This window comes from Bacillus sp. (in: firmicutes) (genome assembly GCA_012842745.1).
Lineage (GTDB): Bacteria > Bacillota > Bacilli > Bacillales > Bacillaceae_J > Schinkia.
On the sequence record DUSF01000054.1, the window covers coordinates 118,484 to 142,644 of the forward strand.

General features: G+C 36.6%; 23 protein-coding genes and 1 pseudogene. 22 read left to right on the top strand and 2 right to left on the bottom strand.

The window, feature by feature from the left end; all coding sequences use genetic code 11:
• Positions 1-88 precede the first annotated feature (88 nt).
• The 21 genes and pseudogenes from GX497_14775 (at position 89) to GX497_14875 (ending at position 21,277) form a co-directional block, all read left to right on the top strand.
• On the top strand, positions 89-826 hold the full coding sequence (locus tag GX497_14775; protein ID HHY74457.1) for an ABC transporter ATP-binding protein: 738 nt from the start codon (positions 89-91) through the stop codon (positions 824-826).
• Positions 823-2,052 carry an ABC transporter permease gene (locus GX497_14780; GenBank protein ID HHY74458.1) on the top strand — a complete coding sequence of 410 codons (1,230 nt, stop codon included), beginning with the start codon at positions 823-825 and terminating at the stop codon, positions 2,050-2,052. The genes GX497_14775 and GX497_14780 overlap by 4 nt, the downstream gene beginning before the upstream one ends.
• Positions 2,053-2,079: 27 nt before the next feature.
• Positions 2,080-2,748, top strand: a complete 669-nt coding sequence (locus GX497_14785) for a site-2 protease family protein (GenBank protein HHY74459.1) — start codon at positions 2,080-2,082, stop codon at positions 2,746-2,748.
• 174 nt (positions 2,749-2,922) lie between these two features.
• Positions 2,923-3,972 (top strand): uroporphyrinogen decarboxylase, encoded by a 1,050-nt coding sequence (gene hemE, locus GX497_14790; protein ID HHY74460.1) that lies wholly within the window; start codon positions 2,923-2,925, stop codon positions 3,970-3,972.
• Between the two features lie 69 nt (positions 3,973-4,041).
• A complete protein-coding gene (gene hemH / locus GX497_14795; GenBank protein ID HHY74461.1) occupies positions 4,042-4,989 on the top strand; it encodes a ferrochelatase in 948 nt (315 codons plus the stop codon).
• The gene (gene hemY, locus GX497_14800) at positions 4,986-6,407 is read left to right on the top strand and encodes a protoporphyrinogen oxidase (protein HHY74462.1); all 1,422 of its coding nucleotides are present in this window, start codon (positions 4,986-4,988) and stop codon (positions 6,405-6,407) included. The genes hemH and hemY overlap by 4 nt, the downstream gene beginning before the upstream one ends.
• 292 nt (positions 6,408-6,699) lie before the next feature.
• Positions 6,700-8,088: a hypothetical protein gene (locus tag GX497_14805; protein HHY74463.1), complete on the top strand. Its 1,389-nt coding sequence runs from the start codon at positions 6,700-6,702 to the stop codon at positions 8,086-8,088.
• Positions 8,089-8,123: 35 nt separating this feature from the next.
• The gene (locus GX497_14810) at positions 8,124-9,356 is read left to right on the top strand and encodes an EAL domain-containing protein (GenBank protein ID HHY74464.1); all 1,233 of its coding nucleotides are present in this window, start codon (positions 8,124-8,126) and stop codon (positions 9,354-9,356) included.
• Between the two features lie 55 nt (positions 9,357-9,411).
• Positions 9,412-10,746 (top strand): globin-coupled sensor protein, encoded by a 1,335-nt coding sequence (locus GX497_14815; protein ID HHY74465.1) that lies wholly within the window; start codon positions 9,412-9,414, stop codon positions 10,744-10,746.
• 52 nt (positions 10,747-10,798) lie between these two features.
• The gene (locus GX497_14820) at positions 10,799-11,158 is read left to right on the top strand and encodes a response regulator (protein ID HHY74466.1); all 360 of its coding nucleotides are present in this window, start codon (positions 10,799-10,801) and stop codon (positions 11,156-11,158) included.
• A gap of 36 nt (positions 11,159-11,194) precedes the next feature.
• Complete coding sequence (locus tag GX497_14825) at positions 11,195-11,617, top strand: hypothetical protein (GenBank protein HHY74467.1); 423 nt, start codon at positions 11,195-11,197, stop codon at positions 11,615-11,617.
• A gap of 43 nt (positions 11,618-11,660) precedes the next feature.
• Positions 11,661-12,140, top strand: a pseudogene (locus GX497_14830) (hypothetical protein).
• A 13-nt stretch (positions 12,141-12,153) separates the two neighbouring features.
• Entirely contained in the window at positions 12,154-12,969 is an 816-nt protein-coding gene (minD, locus tag GX497_14835; protein ID HHY74468.1) for a septum site-determining protein MinD, read from the top strand.
• A gap of 641 nt (positions 12,970-13,610) precedes the next feature.
• Positions 13,611-14,339 carry an MBL fold metallo-hydrolase gene (locus tag GX497_14840; GenBank protein ID HHY74469.1) on the top strand — a complete coding sequence of 243 codons (729 nt, stop codon included), beginning with the start codon at positions 13,611-13,613 and terminating at the stop codon, positions 14,337-14,339.
• A 36-nt stretch (positions 14,340-14,375) separates the two neighbouring features.
• Entirely contained in the window at positions 14,376-15,365 is a 990-nt protein-coding gene (locus GX497_14845; GenBank protein HHY74470.1) for a lipoate--protein ligase, read from the top strand.
• A 181-nt stretch (positions 15,366-15,546) separates the two neighbouring features.
• A complete protein-coding gene (locus tag GX497_14850) occupies positions 15,547-16,530 on the top strand; it encodes an ABC transporter substrate-binding protein (GenBank protein HHY74471.1) in 984 nt (327 codons plus the stop codon).
• Between the two features lie 50 nt (positions 16,531-16,580).
• Positions 16,581-17,603 (top strand): ABC transporter permease, encoded by a 1,023-nt coding sequence (locus GX497_14855; GenBank protein HHY74472.1) that lies wholly within the window; start codon positions 16,581-16,583, stop codon positions 17,601-17,603.
• On the top strand, positions 17,578-18,372 hold the full coding sequence (locus tag GX497_14860; GenBank protein HHY74473.1) for an ABC transporter ATP-binding protein: 795 nt from the start codon (positions 17,578-17,580) through the stop codon (positions 18,370-18,372). Before GX497_14855 ends, GX497_14860 begins: the two co-directional genes overlap by 26 nt.
• 128 nt (positions 18,373-18,500) lie before the next feature.
• Entirely contained in the window at positions 18,501-20,144 is a 1,644-nt protein-coding gene (locus GX497_14865) for a glycoside hydrolase (protein ID HHY74474.1), read from the top strand.
• Between the two features lie 124 nt (positions 20,145-20,268).
• Positions 20,269-20,979 (top strand): AzlC family ABC transporter permease, encoded by a 711-nt coding sequence (locus tag GX497_14870; protein HHY74475.1) that lies wholly within the window; start codon positions 20,269-20,271, stop codon positions 20,977-20,979.
• Positions 20,972-21,277, top strand: coding sequence for an AzlD domain-containing protein (locus GX497_14875; GenBank protein ID HHY74476.1), 306 nt, complete (start codon positions 20,972-20,974; stop codon positions 21,275-21,277). The genes GX497_14870 and GX497_14875 overlap by 8 nt, the downstream gene beginning before the upstream one ends.
• 48 nt (positions 21,278-21,325) lie before the next feature.
• Here GX497_14875 and GX497_14880 read toward each other — a convergent pair whose 3' ends face one another.
• Both GX497_14880 and GX497_14885 read right to left on the bottom strand, forming a co-directional pair.
• Positions 21,326-21,703, bottom strand: a complete 378-nt coding sequence (locus GX497_14880) for a FixH family protein (protein HHY74477.1) — start codon at positions 21,701-21,703, stop codon at positions 21,326-21,328.
• Positions 21,704-21,723: 20 nt separating this feature from the next.
• Complete coding sequence (locus tag GX497_14885) at positions 21,724-22,311, bottom strand: SCO family protein (protein ID HHY74478.1); 588 nt, start codon at positions 22,309-22,311, stop codon at positions 21,724-21,726.
• Between the two features lie 216 nt (positions 22,312-22,527).
• Here GX497_14885 and GX497_14890 point away from each other — a divergent pair, with 216 nt between their 5' ends.
• On the top strand, positions 22,528-23,796 hold the full coding sequence (locus GX497_14890; GenBank protein ID HHY74479.1) for a M48 family metallopeptidase: 1,269 nt from the start codon (positions 22,528-22,530) through the stop codon (positions 23,794-23,796).
• Positions 23,797-24,161: the final 365 nt, after the last annotated feature.

Below are 24,161 nucleotides of genomic sequence, written 5' to 3' on the forward strand. Positions count from 1 at the left end.
TTAAAACTTGTCGGGATTTAAAAAGTATCTTGTCAATGGAAAATTTGCTAAAATTATGGTGACTATGCTGTTAGAAAGGATAAGATCAATGGCAAAATTACTTGAAGTTCATGATTTAACCGGCGGCTATACGAAAAAGCCTGTTATAGAAGAAGTAACATTTGAAGTAAAGCCTGGTGAAATTGTAGCGCTGATTGGTTTGAATGGAGCTGGAAAAAGTACAACAATAAAGCATATTATTGGTTTGATGGAGCCGAAAAGTGGCTCTGTTAAGATTAATGGTGCGACTTTTAAAGAAAATCGTGATGGTTATCGCAAGCAATTTACATATATTCCAGAAACGCCGATTTTATATGATGAATTAACTTTGTACGAGCATTTAGAACTTACAGCAATGGCTTACGGCCTTCAAAAAAACGAATTTGAAGAGAGACTTGAACCTTTACTAAAAGAATTTCGCATGGAAAAGCGCTTGAAATGGTTTCCCGTTCATTTTTCTAAAGGAATGCGGCAAAAGGTGATGATTATGTGCGCCTTTCTTATTCATCCTAGTCTTTATATTGTCGATGAGCCCTTTGTAGGTTTAGACCCAGTTGGCATTCAATCCTTTCTTACGATGATGGAAAAATCAAAGGAAAAGGGTGCTGGCATTTTAATGTCTACTCATATTTTATCGACAGCAGAAAAATATTGTGACCGTTTTGTCATTCTTCACGATGGAAAAGTAAGAGCACAGGGAACGATGAATGATCTTCGCGAACAATTTCAGCGCCAAGACGCTTCATTAGATGATCTTTATTTACAGTTAACGAGGGAAGATTCATGATTGATGCAAATAAGCTTTGGAAACAAAGATTTCAATTATATTTGAAGGATACGAGACGGTATTTACGGTTGATTTTTAATGACCATTTAAAATTAGTATTGCTTTTTGCTGTTGGCGGTGGGGCTTATTATTATCAAAACTGGCTGAAAACACTGCCAGAAGATTTTCCAGCTGCTATCATTATTGCTTTGATTGCTGCAGTTTTTTTAACACAAAGCCCGATTCAAACCCTTTTAAAGGAAGCGGATTTAGTTTTTCTCTTACCTGTTGAAACGGAGTTAAAGCCCTATTTTAGAAGGTCAATCATGTATTCCTATATGATTCAATGTTATTTGCTTATTTTTGTGATTGCTGCCTTAGGGCCTTTATATTTACACCAGTCTGATACATCAATTCAGAAATTACTACTTATTATTGTTATATTGTTAATAGTAAAGGGAGTTAACATTATAACGAGGTGGAATATGCAATTTTCGACAGATAAAGGCTCCTTACTAACAGATCAAATCGTGCGCTATATAATCAATGTAGCATTCGTTTATTTTCTAATGTCCGGTGCTAATTGGATTTATCCATTAGGAATTGGAGTGTTAGTTTTTCTTTTAGCGTTTTATTTTTCTTTTGCTACTAAAGGTAGGGGGTTAAATTGGGAAGGACTCATTGAAATTGAAGCACATCGAATGATGACTTTTTATCGGATTGCCAATATGTTTACAGATGTTCCGAAGCTTAAGGAAAAGGTTAAGAGAAGAAGCTGGCTGAATTGGTTGACAAGCCGTCTTCCCTTTGAACAGCGGTCAACGTTTTCTTTTCTATATTATCGAACATTTTCGCGAACAAGTGATTATGTAGGTATTTATTTGCGATTACTTATCATTGGCAGCATTCTTCTTTATTTTCTGCCGTTAGGCTATAGTAAATTATTCGTGTTGCTGCTATTTGTGTACCTTTCAGGATTTCAATTGCTACCATTATACAGGCACCATTCTTTAAAAATTTGGATTGATTTATATCCTATTTCAACGGAAGTGCGCCGTGCGAATTTTTTACAAATGCTCTTTTCTTTACTGTTAGTAAAAAGCGTGTTCTTTTCGCTTGTTATCTTTTTTACAGGTGATTTGATTCTCGGCTTTATCGCTGTTGGCGCAAGTTTTGTATTTACATACTTTTTTACGTTTTCCTATGTGAAAAAGAAATTGCTCAAGCAGGAAACATTATTCAATTAATAAAAAAAATTCGTAAGGATGAAAAAAATGGATCGTTTTTTAGCTTTTCCGTTAGAGCAAATACCTTTATTAATAATTGCACTTGCCATTGCTTTATCAGTTCATGAATTTGCCCATGCTTATGTTGCCTATCGTTTTGGCGATCCAACCGCTAAAAATCAAGGCAGGTTAACTTTATCGCCATTAGCCCATTTAGATATTTTCGGAACGATTATGATTTTGATTGCGGGGTTTGGCTGGGCCAAGCCTGTTCCTGTAAACCGTTTTTATTTTAAACAGCCGAGACTTGCAAGCGTCCTCGTTTCGCTTGCAGGACCATTTAGTAATTTACTGCTTGTCTTCATTGGGTTTATATTGTGGTATAGTTTAATGATGAGCGGAGTGTTTGCCGGGTTACCAAGCAATGTTACTGAGACAATCTATCAGTTTTTTAATTTATTTATTTTATTGAATATTGTTTTATTTATTTTTAATTTAATGCCGTTTCCGCCCTTAGACGGTTATCGTGTGCTAGAAGACCTTTCGTCTCCCAATATAAGAGCGAAGCTGACACAGTACGAAAATTACGGAATTTTGATTTTGTTAATACTAGTTATTACACCGCTAAATCAATATACGATTACGCCGGTTTTTCATAAAGTGATTCCTTTTGTTTTTACATCAGTGAAAGACATTTTTAATCATTTATTTAACTAGAGTGGTTGGACAATTAGAACATTTTATGACATATTGGCATTGTATATATACATTAAATAATATGTTAGGCTATAGTTGTAATTAGTGGCCAAAAAATATACATACAATAAGCATGTTAACTGTTGCTATGAAATGCTAAAAAATAGAGGCAGTGGAAAGGTGAGGAACTAAATAATGAGTAATCGCGTAATTAATGATACTTTATTAAGAGCGGCAAGAGGTGAAAAAACGGATTATGTACCGTGCTGGTATATGCGTCAGGCGGGACGTTCACAGCCGGAATACCGCGCTTTAAAGGAAAAGTATTCTTTATTTGAAATTACCCATCAGCCTGAGCTATGTGCTTATGTAACAAAGCTACCAGTTGATCAATATAATGTTGACGCAGCTATCCTTTATAAAGATATTATGACACCACTTCCTGCCCTTGGTATCGATGTGGAGATAAAAGGTGGGATTGGACCTGTTATATCAAACCCAGTTCGTGGCATTGAAGATGTGGAAAGACTTGGGGAAATTAATCCCGAAGAAGATGTTCCATACGTACTAGATACGATTAAATTATTAGTAAACGAGCAATTGGATGTACCGTTAATTGGCTTTGCTGGTGCTCCTTTTACACTTGCAAGCTATATGATTGAAGGCGGACCTTCTAAAAATTATAATAAAACGAAAGCATTTATGTATTCACAGCCGGATGCTTGGTTTAAGCTAATGGACAAGCTAGCGGCGATGACAGTTACATATGTAAAAGCGCAAATCGATGCTGGCGCGAAGGCGATTCAAATTTTTGATTCCTGGGTAGGAGCGCTAAATGTGGCAGATTATCGCGTCTTTATTAAACCAGTGATGACAAGAATTTTTACAGAGCTTCGTGAAATGAATGTTCCATTAATTATGTTTGGTGTTGGCGCAAGCCATCTTGTTCATGAGTGGAATGATTTGCCATTAGATGTGGTTGGTTTAGATTGGCGATTACCGATTTCTGAAGCAAGAAGAATGGGCATTACAAAGACAGTTCAAGGAAATTTAGACCCAGCAATTTTACTTGCGCCATGGAATGTGATTGAAGAAAGAGCGAAAGAGATTCTTGATCAAGGAATGGCCCAGCCTGGCTACATTTTCAATCTTGGTCATGGTGTATTCCCAGATGTGCAAGTTGAAACATTAAAGAAATTAACAACATTCATTCATGAGTATTCAGCTGAAAAGCTAAGTAAATAGGGAATATGAAATTGAAAGGCTGACTTGTAGGAAGGAGTCAGCCTTTACTGACTTATTAGAGGTGAGCGAATGGCTAAAAAGAAAATCGGTTTGCTTGTGATGGCCTATGGGACTCCATATAAAGAAGAAGATATTGAACGGTATTATACCCATATTCGCCGCGGCAGAAAGCCAACTGTAGAAATGCTAAAGGATCTTCAAGATCGATACAATGCTATCGGTGGAATTTCTCCGTTAGCGAAAATTACAATGAAACAAGCAGAAGCCCTTGAAGCGAAGTTAAATGAACAGCATCAAGATCTTGAATTTAAAATGTATTTGGGACTAAAGCATATTGAGCCCTTTGTGGAGGATGCAGTTAAAATGATGAAAAATGACGGGATTGAAGAAGCAATCGGCCTAGTACTTGCCCCACATTTTTCTACCTTTAGCGTGAAGTCTTACAATGGTCGTGCCGAGGAAGAAGCAGAACGGCTCGGCGGGTTAAAGCTTCATTTTATTGAATCTTGGTATAAAGAGCCTTTATTCATCGATTTTTGGGCTGAAAATATTAAATCTATTTATAGTAAGATGTCAAGTGAGGAAAGGGAAAAAGCTGTATTAATTGTTTCTGCCCACAGCTTACCGGAAAAGATTTTAAACATGGGCGACCCATATCCAGAGCAGCTTGAAGAAACTGCAAAGCTAATGACGGAAAAGTCAGGGGTTTGTAATTATGAAATTGGCTGGCAAAGTGCAGGCAATACACCAGACCCGTGGTTAGGGCCTGATGTTCAAGATTTAACAAGAGACCTATTTGAGCATAAGGGCTATAAATCTTTTGTATATGCGCCCGTTGGCTTTGTCGCAGACCATTTAGAAGTATTATACGATAATGATATTGAGTGTAAGAATATTACTGATGAATTAGGTGTTACATATTATAGACCTGAAATGCCTAATGCGAATCCGAAGTTTATTGAGGCTTTGAGCAATGTAGTCACGAAAAAACTGAAAGAAGTAGGCGGATCATTGTGAAGATAGAAAAGAAAAAAGTTGTCGTCATTGGCGGTGGCATTGCTGGAATCACAGCTGCTTATTATTTGCAAAAAGAGACTAGTGAGAAAAATCTTCCGATTGAAACTGTTTTAATCGAGGCATCAGAGCGCTTAGGCGGGAAGGTGCAAACGTATACTGAAAATGGCTATGTGATTGAAAAAGGGCCTGATTCATTTTTAGCAAGGAAAAAAAGTGCTTCTAAGCTTGCGGAAGAAGCAGGATTAAAGGACCAATTAGTAAGTAATGGAACAGGGAAATCGTATATTTTAGTTAAAGACAAGCTTCATTCAATGCCAGGTGGCGCCATCATGGGGATTCCGACGAAAATTGCTCCATTTGCAAAATCTGGAATGTTCAGCCCACTTGGCAAGCTCCGAGCAGGTGGGGATTTTATCCTCCCGCCTTCAAAGGTGAAAGGTGACCAATCGCTAGGGGGATTTTTCAGAAGAAGATTTGGTAATGAGGTTGTAGACCATTTGATTGAACCTCTTCTTTCTGGTATTTATGCTGGTGATATCGATCAAATGAGTTTAATGGCAACATTTCCGCAATTTTATGAAGTGGAGCAAAAACATCGTAGCTTAATTTTAGGGATGAAAAAAGCAACGCCACAGCCTAAGCCGGCTTCTAGTAAAGCCCAAACAGGAAAAAAAAGCGGTGGCATGTTTTTGTCGTTAAAGAGTGGACTTGAATCATTAGTTCAAGCGCTTGAAGCAAAGCTAAATCCTGAATTGGTAATGAAAGGTGTATCGGTTGAAGAGGTTAGTCGCAAAGAAAATCAATATGTGTTAAAGCTGTCAACAGGGGAAGAAATGGTGGCAGACAGCATAGTTGTTTGCATACCACATAAACAAACGGCGCACATTTTTTCTAATTATTCATTTTTTGCGCCATTCAATTCTATTCCATCAACATCAGTTGCTAATGTTGCCATGGCCTTTCCTGAATCAGCAGTTAAAAATGACATTGATGGCACGGGGTTTATTATTTCGCGTGACAGCGGCTATTCGATGACTGCTGTTACATGGACACATAAAAAATGGCCGCACTCAGCACCAAAGGGTAAAGCGCTGTTGCGTTGTTATGTCGGTAGACCAGGCGATGAAGAAATTGTGAGCCGCTCCGATGAGGAAATTATTCAAATCGTTCTCAAGGAATTAAATAAAACGATGAACATCACATCAAAGCCGGAACTTGCCGTTATTACAAGATGGCCTGATTCAATGCCACAATATACTGTTGGGCATAAACAACGGATGAACGAAATTACTGAAAAAATGCGTAAAGACCTACCGGGGGTGTTTTTAGCAGGGGCATCTTATGTAGGATTAGGCGTACCAGATTGTATTGATCAAGGTGAGGAAGCGGTTAAGCTTGTGTTGGAGTATTTGAAATAGTTTAATTTAAATATCAATTTATTTTTTGTTTGAATTTGGTATGGGAGAGCCTCGGTTTCGGGGCTCTTTTTTTGCTATTCTGATTTAGGAAAGTGCTGGTATTTTTGAGTGAATCTTATAAATTTATGTCCTATTTTAAAAAATCTAAAAAATAGATAGCTTACTTTAGTATCAATATAGTACAATGGTCCTAGATCAGTTAGGTATTTATACCTATAAATGAGTGATACATAAGTATTAAGGGCTATGTTTCAGGTTGGGAAATTTTACAGACGGAAAGGAGTATATTTTTATGTTCAACTTGAATGTTCGAAAAAAGTTATCATATACCTCAATAACAATTGACCAAATTAGTAATTATACGGAAGAACTTAGGGAGGTCCTTACCAATGCCATTAGTGGCAATTTGACTAGCAGGGTGGAATTGGCAGTAGCACATCCATGCTACGATATCGGCTTATTGCTGAATCAATTGCTTGATGGATATGAGAAGAAATTCAGAGCCATTTCTTTAGACCTAACCAATATTGTTTCTGTCAGCATTGATGAAAACTCATTTATAAATAAAGTGAAAAAGGATTCTATAGAGTTAGGTGGAAACCTTGATTCTATTGTTTCAGCATCAGAACAATTAGCAGCATCTGTTCAATCCGTCTCAAGTAACAATTCACATGCAGCGCAGAATATAAAAGAGGTAAAAAGTACAGCAGTGGAAGTGAAGAAAGCGCTTCTTGACTCTGTAGGAGAAATTCAAGAAATCCATAACGAATTCCAATCGCTTACATTACAAGTTGAATCATTAGATAAGCAAGTTAGTTCTATTGGTCGAATGACACAATTAATTTCTGACATTGCCGAACAAACGAATTTACTCGCTTTAAATGCTTCAATTGAAGCTGCCCGAGCAGGAGATTATGGGGGTGGCTTTGCTGTCGTGGCAAAAGAAGTTCGAAATCTTGCTGAATTAACGAAGCAAAGTGTTCATGATATTCGCGAAAATGCACTTAGTGTTCAAGATGAAGCTTTGAAAACATCTGAGAAAATTAAAGTAACATCAGATAAAGTGAAAGAAAGCAGTACGTCCATTAAATCATGCTATACGGATATGGAGCATATGTTGGACTCACTGGAAGAAGGGATTAGAGAAATATCAGAAATTGCTCCGATGATTGAAGAACAATCGGCAGCATTCCAAGAAGTAACAGCTACTATAAGTGATATGAAAAATACAATGGCGAAAACAACGGATGATATTATTGTTAGTTCAGAGAATTTATATCACTTAGGAACAACCACAGAGAGATTGAGAAACGAACTTGACTCTCTCGAAGTTACCTTAAGTGCTAATGATATTATTAATTTGGCAAAGACTGATCATCTGTTATGGAGGTGGCGGATTGAAAATATGCTCTCAGGTAAAGTCCAATTAGATGCTAGTAAAGTAAAAAATCACAGGTTATGCCGTCTGGGGAAATGGTACTTTGGGACTGGCGGGGAACAGTATGGCAGTAACCCAATTTTTGAATCGTTGGATTCAATTCACGCAGAATTTCACAATATGTGCTTTCAGGCGGTAGACTTCTATAATCAAGGAAAAAGGGATAAATCTCAAGAAATGTATACAACCATTGATGAATTAAGCAAACAGGTTATTACATTATTAGACAGTTTAAAGCAGTAGCAATGAATGCTTTTTAAGGTGGGGATTCCAAAAAAATGGAGGTATTTGTTGGCAGGCAACCAATTTTCAATGAGAAGCAAGAAGTTGTTTATTATGAACTCCTCTATCGAAATAATTACTTAAATGAGTATCGGGGCACAAACGGAGATTTAGCTACAACAGATGTTATCGTGAATAGTTTCTTAAATATCGGCATGGAACAACTATCGAATCAAAAGCCGTGCTTTATTAATTTTACAGAAAATCTTCTAAAACTAAGGGTTCCAACCTATTTTTCTCCTAATTCCATCGTTGTGGAAATATTAGAAGATGTTCCTGTTTCAGACGAACTGATTCAAGTATGCAAAGAGTTAAAGGAATTAGGCTATATGATTGCGCTGGATGACTTTGTTATGGGTTCTCCAATACCTGATGCCGTACTTGTATATGCTGATATTATTAAGATTGACTTTCGTGATACGACAAGATGGGAGCGGCTTGAATTAAAAAAACAGCTTGAGCGTTTTCATGTCACCTTCCTAGCGGAAAAAGTCGAAACATGGGAGGAATTCAAAGAAGCAAAAAACGATGGGTTTACTTATTTTCAGGGGTATTTTTTTAGCAAGCCGGTTATCTTAAACAGCTACGATATTCCTGCATACTATCATTCATATGTATTGATTATGAATGAGCTGAATATTGAGGAACCCAACATTGATTATATTGCAGACATTATCGAAAGGGACTTGTCATTATCGTACAAGCTATTAAAATTGATTAATTCTCCGCTTAATCGTTCTAGATACGAAATAAGCTCTATTAAACAAGCGATTTCATTTCTAGGATTAATTAAAATTAAGAAATGGATTTATATATTAATGATTCGAGGATTAAGTCACGATGACAGCGACGTAATCTCGAAAGAAGTCATTCGATTAAGTTTAATACGAGCTAAATTGGGAGAGTTGTTGGCAGGATATGAATTTAAAATCTATAATCGTTCGAAGTACTTTTTGCTTGGATTGATGTCGTTAATGGACAGTTTGCTGCATTTGCCAATGGAAGTAGCTATTAAAGATTTACCGCTTACAAAGGAAATAAAAAATGCGCTGTTAGGTGAAGAAAACGAGTTAAGAAAAGTGTTGGATTTCATCAAAAGCTTTGATTACATGCCAAATTCAAAAGAATTTTCGCAGTCAACGGTGTTTTCTTTGTCCGATACGGACATGATGACGCTTTATTCAGAAGCAACAAAATGGGCTGATACCGTTTTAAATCAAAATATTTAACAGATATATGGAGTGCGGGAGTGCTATAAAATAAAGGGGATGTTTGGAGTGTTATTTGGTAAAAATTACAAAAAAAAAAAAACAGAGGGAAAATTATAAAGCAGATTTAATTAAAAAATCAACATCTATGAAAGGAAAGTTGGATATATCACAATATCCAGAACTAAAGCGCCAATTACAGTTTATTGACTTAATGGAAGAAGATTTAGAACTAATTATCGCATTGAAACCATTAATTGCAGAAAATATTGATTGGATTGTGGACAGGTTTTATAAAGGTGTTACAAAACAGCCGAATCTAATAGAGATTATCAATAAACATAGCAATGTAGATAGGTTAAAACAAACACTAAAAGTCCATTTAACGGAGTTATTTAATGGTGAAATCAATGCCGAATTCATAATGAAACGGAGACGCATTGCTCATGTCCATGTACGTATTGGATTGCAATCTAAATGGTATATGTCAGCCTTTCAAGATTTAGCAAACTCACTTGCAAAGCTGGTAGAGAATCATTTGGCGAATCGAGAGGAATCCATAAAAGCAATAAATACAATAAACAAGCTATTGAATATTGAACAACAAATTGTGTTGGAGGCATATGATGAAGAAATTGAACGAATAAGGCAAGAGCATGAGAATCAAAAGGATAGTATAAGAAAAAGAATAAGTATAACATCGGAAGAACTAGCGGCTATGGCTGAGGAGACAAGTGCGGCTATTAAGCAATTAACGATTCAAGCTGAGAATATGGCCTCCTTTGCAAAATATGGAACCGATTTGACGAATAAAGCAGAAGTTTATTCAGAAGTTGGAAAAAGCCAGATGGACATCCAAAATCAAAATATGAATACCATTAGTGAATACATGGCAACGATTATGTTGGATACGAAAAATCTTCTTGAAATTTCTAAACAAATAAATGAAATCATCGAGATTGTGAAAAATACAGCTGATCAGACAAATCTCTTAGCGTTAAATGCGGCAATAGAAGCTGCAAGAGCGGGGGAATATGGCAAAGGGTTTTCGGTAGTTGCTGATGAAATTCGCAAGCTAGCGAATCAAACGAAAGACTCTACTAATCATGTGACAGCATTTATCGCTAGAACAAATATGCAAATAGAAAGTGTTGTTACATCCGTTGAAAAAGTCAATTTATTAGTTGAAAAAGGAATAGACGATATGACTAAAACAGACAGTCATTTCATTGAAATATTGGAAGCTATGAAAGAAACAAAAAATCAAAATTGTAAAATTCAACGAGAGTTAGAAACCTTTACACAAGTGTTTAAAGAGATAGAAACTGCTTCTACAGAAGTAGCTTATTCGACTGATGATTTAAATTTGATTATTAACGAACTTAATGAGAATGAACTAGTTGGAAGGTAACACTTTATTCGTCATTTTTAAGAAATTACAGAATAAATGAGGAGGAAGAAAGGTGGCAACAATTTTAGTTACAGATGACGCAGCATTTATGCGTTTAATGTTAAAAGATATTCTCGTAAAAGGAGGGTATGAAGTAGTTGGTGAGGCTGAGAATGGAAAGGTTGCGATTGGTAAATACATGGAGTTGAAACCAGATTTAGTTACGATGGATATTACAATGCCTGAAATGGATGGAATCACAGCATTGCGGGAAATAAGAAAAATAGACAGTCAGGCAAAAGTTATTATGTGTTCAGCAATGGGGCAACAAGCGATGGTTCTGGAATCCATTCAAGCAGGGGCCAAAGATTTTATAGTGAAGCCATTTCAAGAGCCGCGGGTGATAGAGGCTGTGCAAAAGGTATTAGGATAATGTGAAAATGTTTAAAGTATAAGAGGAGAAGGCTGTATGGAAAACAAAAACTTTACTATGAGCATGGAATGTCCCCCAGTCGCATCATTTTTACCACTTTTATTAAAGATAAGCAGGGAGGTGATGCAACATTTGCAAGCAGATATGCAAACAAGATTATGCTTTGCTGTGAACGAAGGGCTGATTCATGCTATCAAATATTCGAATGATAACGAAATGAATATGACATTAAAATTCAATATGAATAATGATTATATCGAATTTACTATAAAATATTACGGTATAGAAATTCCTACTATTGTATTTGACGGAATAACCTCTCATTTATTTGACGGAAAACTATGGGATGAGTATGGAAAATGGTTATTAGTTATTAGTGAAATTGCAGATGAGTGGTCATTTAAGAGAGATGAACAAGGGCGGAATATATTAAAAATGAAACATATGTACGCTGATTAGCATTATAGTAAAGGTGGCTTTTAAAAGGTGAGATGGAGAATTAAACAGGGCTGGCGAACAAGGTAAAGGGTTTGCTGTTGTTGCTGCTGAAGTAAGGAAGTTAGCGGAAGAGTCAGGATCTGCTGCATTTAAAATCAGTTCGCTTATAAGCGTCATCCAAGAGAATATGAAACATGCCATTGATGCGATGAGCGAAGGACGAATGGCCGTGAAAGATGGAACGACTCTTGTTGAACAGGCAGGTAACCAATTCGAGAAAATTACAGAAGCTGTCGCACGTGTTGTCAGTGAAATGGAAGAAATGACGGATGCTGTCCAACGCATTAATTCAGGAGCAACCCAGCTAGTCGGTGGAATTGCAGAAGTAAAAAATACCTCTAAACAATCTGCGCAACATTCGCAAAATGTGGCTGCGATAACAGAAGAACAATCCGCCTCTATTCAAGAAATTGCCGCAAGCTTAAACATGCTTTCCCAAGTTGCGGAAGAGCTACGTGATAGTGTGAAAATGTTTAGAGTTTAGAGAGGTATATTCTATGGTAGCAAGAATAATGACAGTTACTTCGGGTAAAGGTGGAGTCGGTAAAACAACTATCACCGCTAATATCGGTACGTCTCTAGCAATATTAGGACAAAGGGTTTGTTTAATAGATGCTGATTTTGGGTTAAGAAATTTAGATATTCCATTAGGATTGAGCAACAGAATCATCTTGAATTTATCTGATTTCATGGCGGGTCGCTGTAAATTGGAGCAAATTATTATTAAGGACAAGCAGCTTCCAACCCTTTCATTTATCTCATGTGGGCTGGAGGATGCATCAGAATTTAACCGATGGTTTTTTCGGGATGTCGTTCATCAAATTGCCATGGACTATGATTTCGTGCTAATTGATTCACCAGCGGGAATAGAAACTGGTTTTGAAAATGCTATTCTTGCTTCTGATGAAGCAATCGTTGTAACAACACCACATTGGACATCAATCCAAGATGCAGACCGTGTGATTGGTTTGTTGGAAGATATGTTGCGACCGACGCCGCAATTAATTATTAATATGGCAAGGGAACATCAAGAAGCAACGGAATTTATCGTGGATACGGAGACAATGGCAAACATTCTTAAAATCGGAGTTTTAGGGACAGTGAATGAAGACATAGAAATTATACGTTCAATTCAAAAAGGTAGGCCAATCGCTTTAAATCCAGAATTTGAAAGCGGGCTGCGGTTTCGCCATATCGCTCGTAATTTAGTTGGAAATATGCAGAAGCCATTTATTGAAGCGAAACCAAAACAGAATCAAAAAAGATATTTATCGAAATATAAAAGATTATTCAGTTGGAGAAGATTGCGATAGTTTTTTATCGAAAATAATCTTTATAACGCGGGGAACTTCATATGAAATTAAAAACAAAATTGATTATTGGGGTAGCGGTTTTAGGTTATGAAGACAATTGGATATTTGCTAGCTAAATAGGTTCATAATGTAATGAATAACTCCTTAATTGGAATCTGAGATTGAAAAAGGGAATCAAAAGTGCACTTTGATTCCCTTTTTTGCCTCAAAACAGCTGGAGAGGGAATCGAACCAACCATATGATTTTCCAGAAATAAAAAAAGGACAGCTACAAAGCTGCCAATGGGGTAGAAGTGTCTGAACCTCTCATGACTAAAGTCACAAGGTTCTAAGGTACTATCCATACTTCCCTTAGACTTTCATGGGCGAATGCTATCAGCGCCCTGTTGGCCCGATTCAAGACCATTTTGAACGTTGAAGATTTATGTGACAGACGTTTTTTCCTGTCAAAACCTTATATCCTCAGTCGTATCTTGACTTTAACCAGATTGTACTATAACAGATAACGAAAGTCAATAACTGTTTTAAAACAACTTTTTTGGGGTTGGGAGCTAAACCTGCCACATGCCCAAAGTTTTCATTTAGAAAATCAATTTGATAATATTTAGAAGAAATACTTTAACGAAAGGAGATGTATTTTTATGAAGCTAACGGTTGTCGGATTTTGGGGTGGGTTTCCGCAAACAAATGGTGCTTCGTCAGGATATCTTTTGCAAGCTGCTAATTTTAATTTACTAATTGATTGTGGCAGTGCCGTCTTGTCAAAAGTACAGCAATATGTAAACATTATGGAGCTTAATGCCGTCATTTTATCGCATTATCATCATGACCATATTGCGGATATTGGGCCGCTTCAATATGCTAGAATGATTCATACGATGCTAGGTAAGGGAAATGCTGAATTACCAATCTATGGACATGCTTCTGACGAAGCGGGATTTATGAGCTTAACAAAGCTACCGCATACGAAGGGCTATGCCTATAATCCTAAGGAGGATGTAAAGCTAGGGCCGTTTACGATTCGTTTTATGAAAACAAAACATCCAGTTGTTTGTTATGCGCTGCGGATTACAAACGGTGAGAAAACGATTGTCTATACGGCTGATTCAAGCTATTTACCGGAATTTATTGATTTTTCCGAGGCTGCAGATTTGCTTATTTGTGAATGCAATTTGTACAGTGGGCAGGATGGTGCTAGTTCAGGCCATATGACAAGCACAGAAGCAGGGGAAATTGCTAAAGAAGCAAGAGTGAAAAAGCTATTATTAACACATCTTCCGCACTATGGAGACCATCGTGACTTAGTAACGCAAGCAAAAGCCATCTATGGTGGCCCTGTGGAATTAGCTAGAGAGGGCTGGACATATTGAACAGAGAGCAAATATTAATAAGGGAGAGAGTGTATCATGCTGTTTATCAATAACAAAGGGATCACAGACCCAAGAATTAATTTAGCAATTGAAGAATTTGCTGTGAAAAACTTAGATAGTAATGAAACGTATTTACTTTTTTACATAAATGAACCTTCGATTATCATCGGCAAAAACCAAAACACAATTGAAGAAATAAATGCAAAATATGTTGAGGAAAATGGCATCCATGTTGTGAGACGGCTTTCTGGAGGTGGCGCGGTTTATCATGATTTAGGTAATCTCAATTTCAGCTTTATTACAAAAGACGATGGCAATAGCTTTCATAATTTTAAAAAGTTCACTGAACCTGTTGTAATTGCTCTTCATAAACTTGGCGTTCAAGCTGAACTTAGCGGCCGCAATGATATTGTTGTGGAGGGGCGAAAGATTTCGGGTAATGCCCAATTTTCTACAAAGGGTCGGATGTTCAGCCATGGGACGTTGATGTTTGATTCCAATATAGATCATGTTGTTTCAGCATTACATGTTAAAATCGATAAAATTGAGTCAAAAGGGATTAAATCGGTGCGCAGTCGCGTTGCCAATATTCGGGAATTTTTAACTAGTGATATGACAATCGAAGAATTTCGGGAGCTGCTATTGAATTACATTTTTAGTAATGACGGAGAAATTCCAGAGTACAAACTGACGGAGGAGGATTGGACTCAGATTGAAAAAATTGCGGATGAACATTATCGAAATTGGGACTGGAATTATGGGAAATCACCAAAGTTCAATATGCAACGTTCACATCGCTTTCCAGTTGGACAAATTGACGTGAGGCTTGATGTTGATAAAGGTATAATAGAAAATTGCAAAATTTTCGGTGATTTTTTTGGAATTGGTGACGTCGCAGGAATTTCCAAGAAATTACAAGGGATTCGTTATGATAAAGAAAGAGTGGAGTCAGCGCTAGACGGAATTGATTTTACATTTTATTTTGGAAACATCGAAAAAGAGGATTTTATCAACTTATTATTTTAGCTATCTCATCTTGAGGTAGCTATTTTTCGTTAGGAAATAACTGTTAAAATAATATTTTAATATACTAAATTTCATCAAAATGACAAAACTAAAGATTGAAGTTTTCTAACATTTCTGTATAATTTAATACATAAAAGAAAACAAGTGTTAAAGTGCTAAAACAAAATAAGGGGGCAACAAAATGAATTGGAAAAAAGCGGTGGGTAGTTCGGTACTAAGTTTAATGCTTCTCGCAGGTTGTGGCGGCGGCCAAGCTGACAAACCAGCACAAGAAGAAAAAACTACTTATAAGGTAGGAATCACACAAATTGTCGAACATCCTTCATTAGATGCAGCAACAGATGGTTTTAAAAAGGCATTAGCAGATGCAGGACTTGATGTAGAATATGATGTACAAATTGCACAAGGAGATAAAAATAATAACTTGACAATTGCAAATAACTTTGTTGGTGACAAAGTGGATCTTATTTTTGCAAACTCGACTGATAGTTCACAGGGGGCATTAAATGCAACGAAGGATATTCCGATTGTATTTACTTCTGTTACAGATCCTGTAGGTGCTGAGCTTGTTGAGGCAATGGACAAGCCAGGTGCAAACATTACTGGTACAACAGATACTCACCCAGAGGCAATTCCTAATACAATTAAGTTTATTGATAAGTATTTTGAAGGAAATAGAGTTGGAATGATTTATAATGCGGGTGAACAAAACTCAAATGCACAAGTTGAGCTAGTCAAAAAAGCAATGGAAGGGACAGATTTAAAGATTGTGGAAGCAGCAGTTTCAACTTCAGCTGATGTAAAGACAGCTACTGAATCTTTAGTTGGCTCTGTTGATGTTATTTACATTATCACTGATAATACGGTTGTTAATGCCTTAGAAAGTGTTATTTCAGTTGCTAATGATAATGATATTCCACTGTTTGTAGGTGAATTAGACTCTGTTGCCCGTGGCGGCTTCGCAGCTTATGGTTTTGACTATTATGATATTGGCTATGAAGCAGGACAAATGGCAGCGCAAATTTTAAAAGGTGAAAAAACTACTGCGGACCTTCCAGTTCAATATCCGCAAAATCTGAAGCTATTAATTAACAAAAAGGCTGCAGAAGAAATGGGGATTAAGTTAAATCCTGAATGGGATACCATTGCTGAATATATTGAATAAAAAATAGTGCACATAATGTATTAACAACTAGGTTGAGAGGATGAGCGTTCATGTTCGTAGCAATATTTGGCTCGATAGAATTAGGAATTATATATGCAATAATGGCTCTAGGTGTTTACCTCTCTTTCCGGATATTGGATTTTCCAGATTTAACAGTTGATGGAAGCTTTGTAACAGGGGCGGCAGTTACTGCCGTCCTTATTGTTAACGGGGTAAATCCATTTTTAGCAACAATTGTTGCCCTGTTTGCTGGTTTTTTGGCCGGATGTATAACGGGGTTATTGCATACAAAGGGGAAAATTAATGCCCTTTTGTCAGGGATCTTGATGATGATTGCCCTTTATTCTATTAATCTTAGAATTATGGAGAAAAAATCCAATGTCCCACTATTAAATAAGGAAACTGCGATTACAAAGCTAACTACTTTTTGGAAGTCATTAGGATTTGACGATGGCATGAATCGTTTTTTAACGGGTATTGGCCTTGAAAATTTTTTGCCTAAAACATGGGCCGTTTTATTTTTTATGTTAATTATAACGATTGGTATTAAGTTGATTACGGATTGGTTTTTACGAACAGAAATTGGTTTGGCAATACGCGCTGTTGGCGATAATAAAAAGATGATTTCAAGTTTTTCGGCAAACACCGACAACTTAACGATTGCTGGGTTGGGGATTTCGAATGCATTGGTTGCCTTTTCGGGTGCGCTTGTTGCCCAATATAATTCCTTTAGTGATGTAGGTATGGGAATTGGGATGATTGTGATTGGTTTAGCTTCGGTTATTATCGGTGAAGCATTATTCGGAACGAAAACTATTGCCCGTACAACTCTAGCTGTTATTGGTGGGGCAATTATTTATAGAATTGTCTTAGCACTTGCACTTAAAGTGAAGCTTTTAGATACAGGTGATATGAAATTAATTACTGCAACAATTGTTGTTCTAGCCCTAACTATCCCGAAATTTATTGATGGACAAAAGGAAAAGAAACGAAAGAAAAAACGGAAAATGGAACAATTGAAAATGGCAAGTGAGGGGGGCGATGCTAATGCTGCATCTAAAGCAAATCTTTAAAGTGTTTAATGAAGGTACATTAGATGAAAAAATAGCCCTAAATCAAATTAACTTATCACTTGCCCCTGGTGATTTTGTAACCGTAATTGGTAGTAATGGCGCAGGAAAATCAACGTTAATGAATATGATTTCAGGTGCTTTGACTCCTGATGTTGGCTCTGTTGTTATTGATGGTCAAGATGTTACGAATTTGCCTGAATATAAACGGGCTCGTCTGATTGGGCGGGTGTTTCAAGACCCAATGGCAGGAACAGCGCCGACAATGACGATTGAAGAAAATTTAGCAATAGCCTATTCGCGGTCAATACGAAGGACACTTAGAAAAGGTGTAACGAAAAAGCGCCGCGACTTTTTTAAAGAACAGCTTGAAAGCTTGCATATGGGCCTCGAAAACCGTTTGAATGCGAAAGTCGGTCTTCTCTCTGGCGGTGAACGCCAAGCACTATCGCTATTAATGGCGACTTTTACAGAGCCCAAGATATTACTGCTTGATGAACATACAGCTGCACTAGATCCATCACGTGCAGAGTTGATTACTACTATTACAAAAGAAATAGTCGAGAAATTAAAATTGACAACGCTAATGGTTACCCACAACATGCAGCAGGCAATTGATTTAGGCAATCATTTAATTATGATGGATAAAGGTCAAATTATTTTTGAAGTTTCAGGCGAAGAAAAAGAGAAGCTAACAATTGAAGATCTGCTCAATGAATTCAAGCGAATTCGTGGAACAGGTATGGCTAGTGACCGTGCGTTGTTAGGGTAATAGAAAAAAATCTGGTGCCAGTAGGTGCCAGATTTTTTTGACATTGTTTCCACTAATAATTTTTGAATATCCCCTTTTTATCGTTTATCGTAATAGATAGGTAGAATACTAGCAGATGGGGAGATGGCATGAAAAAACGACTTGCATTCTTATTATCTATTACGTTGCTTATCACCTTAACTCCTTTCACAGCAGTTAATGCAGCTCAAAAAAGATTGAATATGACTTATTTATTTACAAGCAGTGAAACTGATCCAATAAAATATATTAACATGACTAATCATACACTTGATCAAGTTTCTCCGCGCTATTTTCAAATATTAGATGATGGTACTTTAGATGTAACGATTCCATCCAACAGTAAGTCAGTTATTACAGAACTGCATAATCGAAATATGAAAGTAGTTCCGTTTTTGGCAAATAATTGGGCCAAAGGGGAAAAAATGTTTGCAAACAGTGAGCAAATTGCAGCTCAGATTGTAAAAACGATTAATGAAAATAATTTAGATGGGATTAATATTGATGTTGAGGGCCTTGGTTCAACATATAGAGATCAATTTACAAACTTTATTAAAATATTAAAGGGAAAATTACCGCAAGGGAAAATTCTCTCTATTGCTGTTGCCCCAAATCCATGGGGAACAAACAAGGGCTGGCAAGGCTTCTATGATTATCAAGCGCTTGGCAAATATGTCGATGTTCTCTTTATTATGACTTATGATGAAAGAGGCGGCGGTTCAAAAGATAATGGGCCTGTAGCAAGTATTTCTTTTATCGAAAAATCGATTAAATATGCGCTTCAAAATGTTGCACCTGAAAAAGTAGTGTTAGGTATCCCGTTTTACGGCCGTGTTTGGAATATGGAGGATGTAAATGATTCTCTCAACCAAAACAATAATAGAGTTCTAGGCGAATCAATTTCTTTAAATAAAATTCAAAGCTTGCTAGATACGTATAATGTTACAGTTGTCTATGATAAGAATTCGGAAAGTGTGAAAGGAACATTTGTTGTTAAATCGACCGACCGTGAATACCGCTTAAAAACTTGGTTGCCACCTTTGAAACCAGGCACTTATGAGATGTGGTATGAAAACAGTAATTCGATTAAGACGAAGCTTGGTCTAGTTCAAAAATATAACTTAAAGGGTGTTGGCAGCTGGAGTTTAGGACAGGAAGATCCTTCAATTTGGACGGATTTCCGTTTATGGTTAGATGGTCTTGATTTTAAAGATGTCGACATTAATCACTGGGCCTTTAATTCGATTGCTTTTGCAAAAGAAAAGCAGTGGATGCTTGGGAAGGGTGCGGTTACTACATTTAAGCCAAGTGATTCATTAACGCGGGCAGAAGCGGCAACAATTTTAACTCGTGTATTAAAGCTAGGCTTGAAAGAGGAACCGGCATCACCGTTTAAAGACATTGGTTCAGCCCATCAATGGGCAAGTGCAAATATAGAAATTGCACGACAACATGGATTAATGAAGGGGACAAGTGATACAACATTTGCTCCTGGCAAGGCATTAACAAGGGAAGAAATGGCGGCCATTCTAAACCGTTTAATTGGGGACCGATTCCCTGAAGCAGTTCAGCCCAAGCTGATGTTTAAGGATCAAAATGATATTTCTGATTGGGCCTATCCTTCGATTGTTCATATGAGTGAAAATTACATTTTCTCAGGATACGACGATGGAACATGTAAGCCGAAGAAACAAATAAACCGTGCTGAAATGGCGGCCTTATTAGAAAGAATAGCGAACTATTTTCCAGAGTAAATTGATTATTGCTATGATGAATGCACCGGCAAAATGGCTGGTGCATTTTTAATATTGAAAAAAATTTAATTTTCTAAGAAAATAATAAAGAGGGGTGAGAGGGAAATTGAGTACAACTACTGTTATTGCGAAAAAACAATCACAATTTAGAAATGGGCTTCAAGATGGAATAAGCATCGGGATAGGCTATTTGCCAGTAGCTTTGACCTTTGGGCTACTAGCGAAAGCGACTGGTTTAAGTATTGGAGAAACAGTGTTGATGAGTTTGCTCGTGTACGCTGGGGCTTCACAATATATTTCATTAAATTTAATTGCACTAGGAACTAGTCCGATTGCGATTGTCATTACAACTTTTATCGTCAATATTAGGCACTTTTTAATGACAGCATCATTAAATGAAAAAGTGGAAAAAGATCATCCTTTTATAAAAGGAATCTATGCCTTTGGGATCACGGATGAAACGTTTTCGGTAGCGGCTACGAAAGAAGGCAAGGTAACGACACCATATATTTTTGGTCTAACCTTGGTAGCTTATGGGAGCTGGGTAATTAATTCGGGAATTGGCCATTTCGTAGGTGCAAGTTTGCCGCAAGTGTTACAAGAAAGCATGGCAATTGCGCTTTATGCGATGTTTATTGGGTTATTGGTTCCATCCTTAAAAAGGCAGCGAAAAATTATTTTTCTAGCTGGAATTGCTGCTATTTTAAACAGTCTATTTACATATATACTTCCACCGGATTGGTCAGGTTGGGCGATTGTTAGTGCTACATTACTATCAGCAGTAGGAGTTGAACTAATTTTTAATAAAAAAAAGGGGGCGGAGCAAAATGGATAAATCTGTTGTATTGATGATTATTGGCATGGCCATTGTTACGTATTTTCCACGGATGCTTCCGCTTGTAGCGTTGAATGGGAAAAAGATGCCGCCGTTTTTACAAGCCGTACTTAGCAATGTTCCATTTGCAGCACTTGGGGCATTAATCGTTCCAGGAATTTTTTTAATTAACGAAAATATTTGGTACGGAGTCATTGGTGCCACAGTTGCCTTTTTAGTTGCCTTTCTCGGCGCCAACGTTATTATCGTTGTGATGAGTTCAATTGCTGTGTTAACTATGTTTTCGTTATTTTTATAATGTGAAAAAATAAGCACCCAAGATGGGTGCTTAACTCCAAATTTACTTTTACTCCGTAACTGTAAACTGATATTTCTCCATTAAATGCATGTCCATTGCATCGGCATGATAATATACAAAATATGTTCCAGATTCAGCAATGCTCACTTCGGCGCTATATACGCCATCACCAATATTGTTCGCTTGTATTGTTGTATGATCTTCGTCCGCCTTTTCTTCTAACCAATATTCAAAGCTTACATCAGCGTCTTTGACATTTTTTTCAGCAGCGGTAATTTTCACTTCAAACGTAATCGGTTCGTTCACTTTTGCAACCTCAGTGGACATTGAAAACTCTGCTTCTGGAAAAACAAAGTCTTCCTCAGAGCTGCAGCCAACTAATAAAAAAACAACTAAGAAAAAGGGTACTATTATTTTTTTTACCATTCATTTACCAACTTTCACCTTTATTTAAGTTCGTTCATTATTCGCTTATAAATTCTGTCACTATCAAAGCCTTCACCCATTGGTAAAGATTCTACAAGCTTGTTATTTTTATCAAGCATATAAGTAAAGGTTGTATGAACGAAGTTTCCTGTTCCAGGGTCTCTGTACATGAACTGGAATGGGTTGGAAAGCTTCCTAATATCATCTTCTTCTCCCCTTAAGAAATACCAGCCAGCACTGTCATCCGTTATATTAAACCGCGCTGCATATTGAGATAGTTTGTCCGGAGTATCCCTTTTCGGGTCAATTGTTACCGAAAGAAATTCAACTTGATCACCAAATACACCATCTTCTTCAAGTTTCTTACGTAGCAAATTCATTCTTAACGTCGTAGTTGGACAAACATCTGGACAATTTACATACATAAATTCTATTAAACGAATCTTTGGTGGTAGGTCTGCGAATGAATATTCCCCGCCAAAGGCCGTTTCCATTACAAGATCTTTAGGCAATTCAACGCTTCCAGGTCGAATGACTGTTAAGTAAAGAATCCCAGCTGAAATTCCTATAACAGCCAAAGTTGCAAACGTTATATAAATTTTTTTCAATTAAAACACCTCGTTCTAAATAGTAGTTCTATTCCATGATACTATAAGCTGCTTAAAGAAAACAGGAAGAGGTGTTGAAAAAACATGAATATTGTATGAACATGTTGAATAAGTTTTTTAAATAATATATGTTCTAAATTAGTTCATACTAACTACAATTAATGATATATGGCACGGACACGAAGGGGAGCATAGAGAAATAGAGGAGGAATTTCTTTGAGCAAATTTTTAAAATGGCTTTTTCTTATTTATGGCTTATATATAGTTGTTGCTTTATCCTATTTCCTTTTTATAGCTGGTACATCTAATTTACCTGAAATATATAAAGGTACTGCTGCTGACCCTCATACATTTATGAATACAAGACAATTGGAATTGACATATGAATATTCAAAAATTAGACATATTATCTTCTTTATCTTAATTCCATCTGATTGGGTTTTATATTTAACGATTTTAGCTGTAGGACTTTCTACGCGCTTCCGCAATTGGTCAGAGGCTTCTACTAAATTTTCATTTATACAAAAAGCAATCTATGTATTTTGGCTCTCGCTAATAAGCTTCATCATTATGTTTCCAATTCGATACATTACATACCAATTATCAAAAACTTATGGAATCACAACATCGCCATTTTCAATTTGGATGAAAGATCAATTTATCGACTTTTGGCTTGATACTTTATTTTTAGTTCTTCTTGCTGTTGTCGTTTTTACACTTATTCGTAAATTTGAAAAGCGCTGGTGGTTTTATGCGTGGGCACTTTCCGTCCCGTTTACGATTTTTCTCATGTTTGTCCAGCCTGTTCTGATTGATCCGCTGTATAATGATTTTTATCCGTTAAAAGATAAAGAATTAGAAGCAAAAATTTTGGCTCTAGCGAGTCAAGCGAATATACCGGCAGAGCATGTTTATGAAGTCAATATGTCTGAAAAAACAAATGCATTAAATGCGTATGTAACAGGTATTGGTTCGAATTCTAGGATTGTTCTTTGGGATACAATGTTAAATAAATTAAATGATAAAGAAGTATTGTTTGTGATGGCCCATGAAATGGCGCATTATGTAAAAAAGCATATCTATATTGGAACAGCGACGTACTTAATCATTTCATTTGTTGGGTTATTTTTAGCGTCGAAACTTTTCAGATGGTCTCTGAATAAATTCGGAAAACGATTAAAACTTAACGGGACTCGTGATATTGCTAGCCTCCCATTGTTGTTAGTAATCATTTCTTTGCTTACATTTGCTTCAAGTCCATTTACAAAGGCTTTTTCAAGATATATAGAGCACACAGCCGATGTTTATGCGATTGAGATGACACAAGATCAAACAGCGGCAATAAGTAGCTTTCAAAAATTAACTGTAGCTGGGTTAAGTGAAGTAAATCCACCTTCCATCGTTAAATGGCTGCGCTATGACCACCCAACAATGCTGGAAAGATTGAATTTTTTAGAAAACTTCGATGTGGATAAGCCAAAATAATTTATAATAACCCCCTTTTTTCAAAAAAAGATGAATTTTTTCGCAAAAAGGGGTTTCCTTTTTAAAATTCCTGTTATATAATACAAACAGAAAGTAACAAATGTGTAATATAACAAGATGCATCAAAGAATGAGCTTAATGGAAGGAGTGGAGTAGTACCCAAAATATTTTTCGATATTAACAACTATGTGGGTAAGAGTGTAAAGTAAAGACCAGTATAAAAATATAGTGTTTTTAACATTGGTGCTGCTTACATCTGGTTTGATTTATGCAATAGATTAAGAGTTTTTGGGGAAATGTTTAGCGGTTGAATTCGTTGGACATTATGGGGCTTAAAGTACGGTTAAAGGGAAGTATATTTTTTA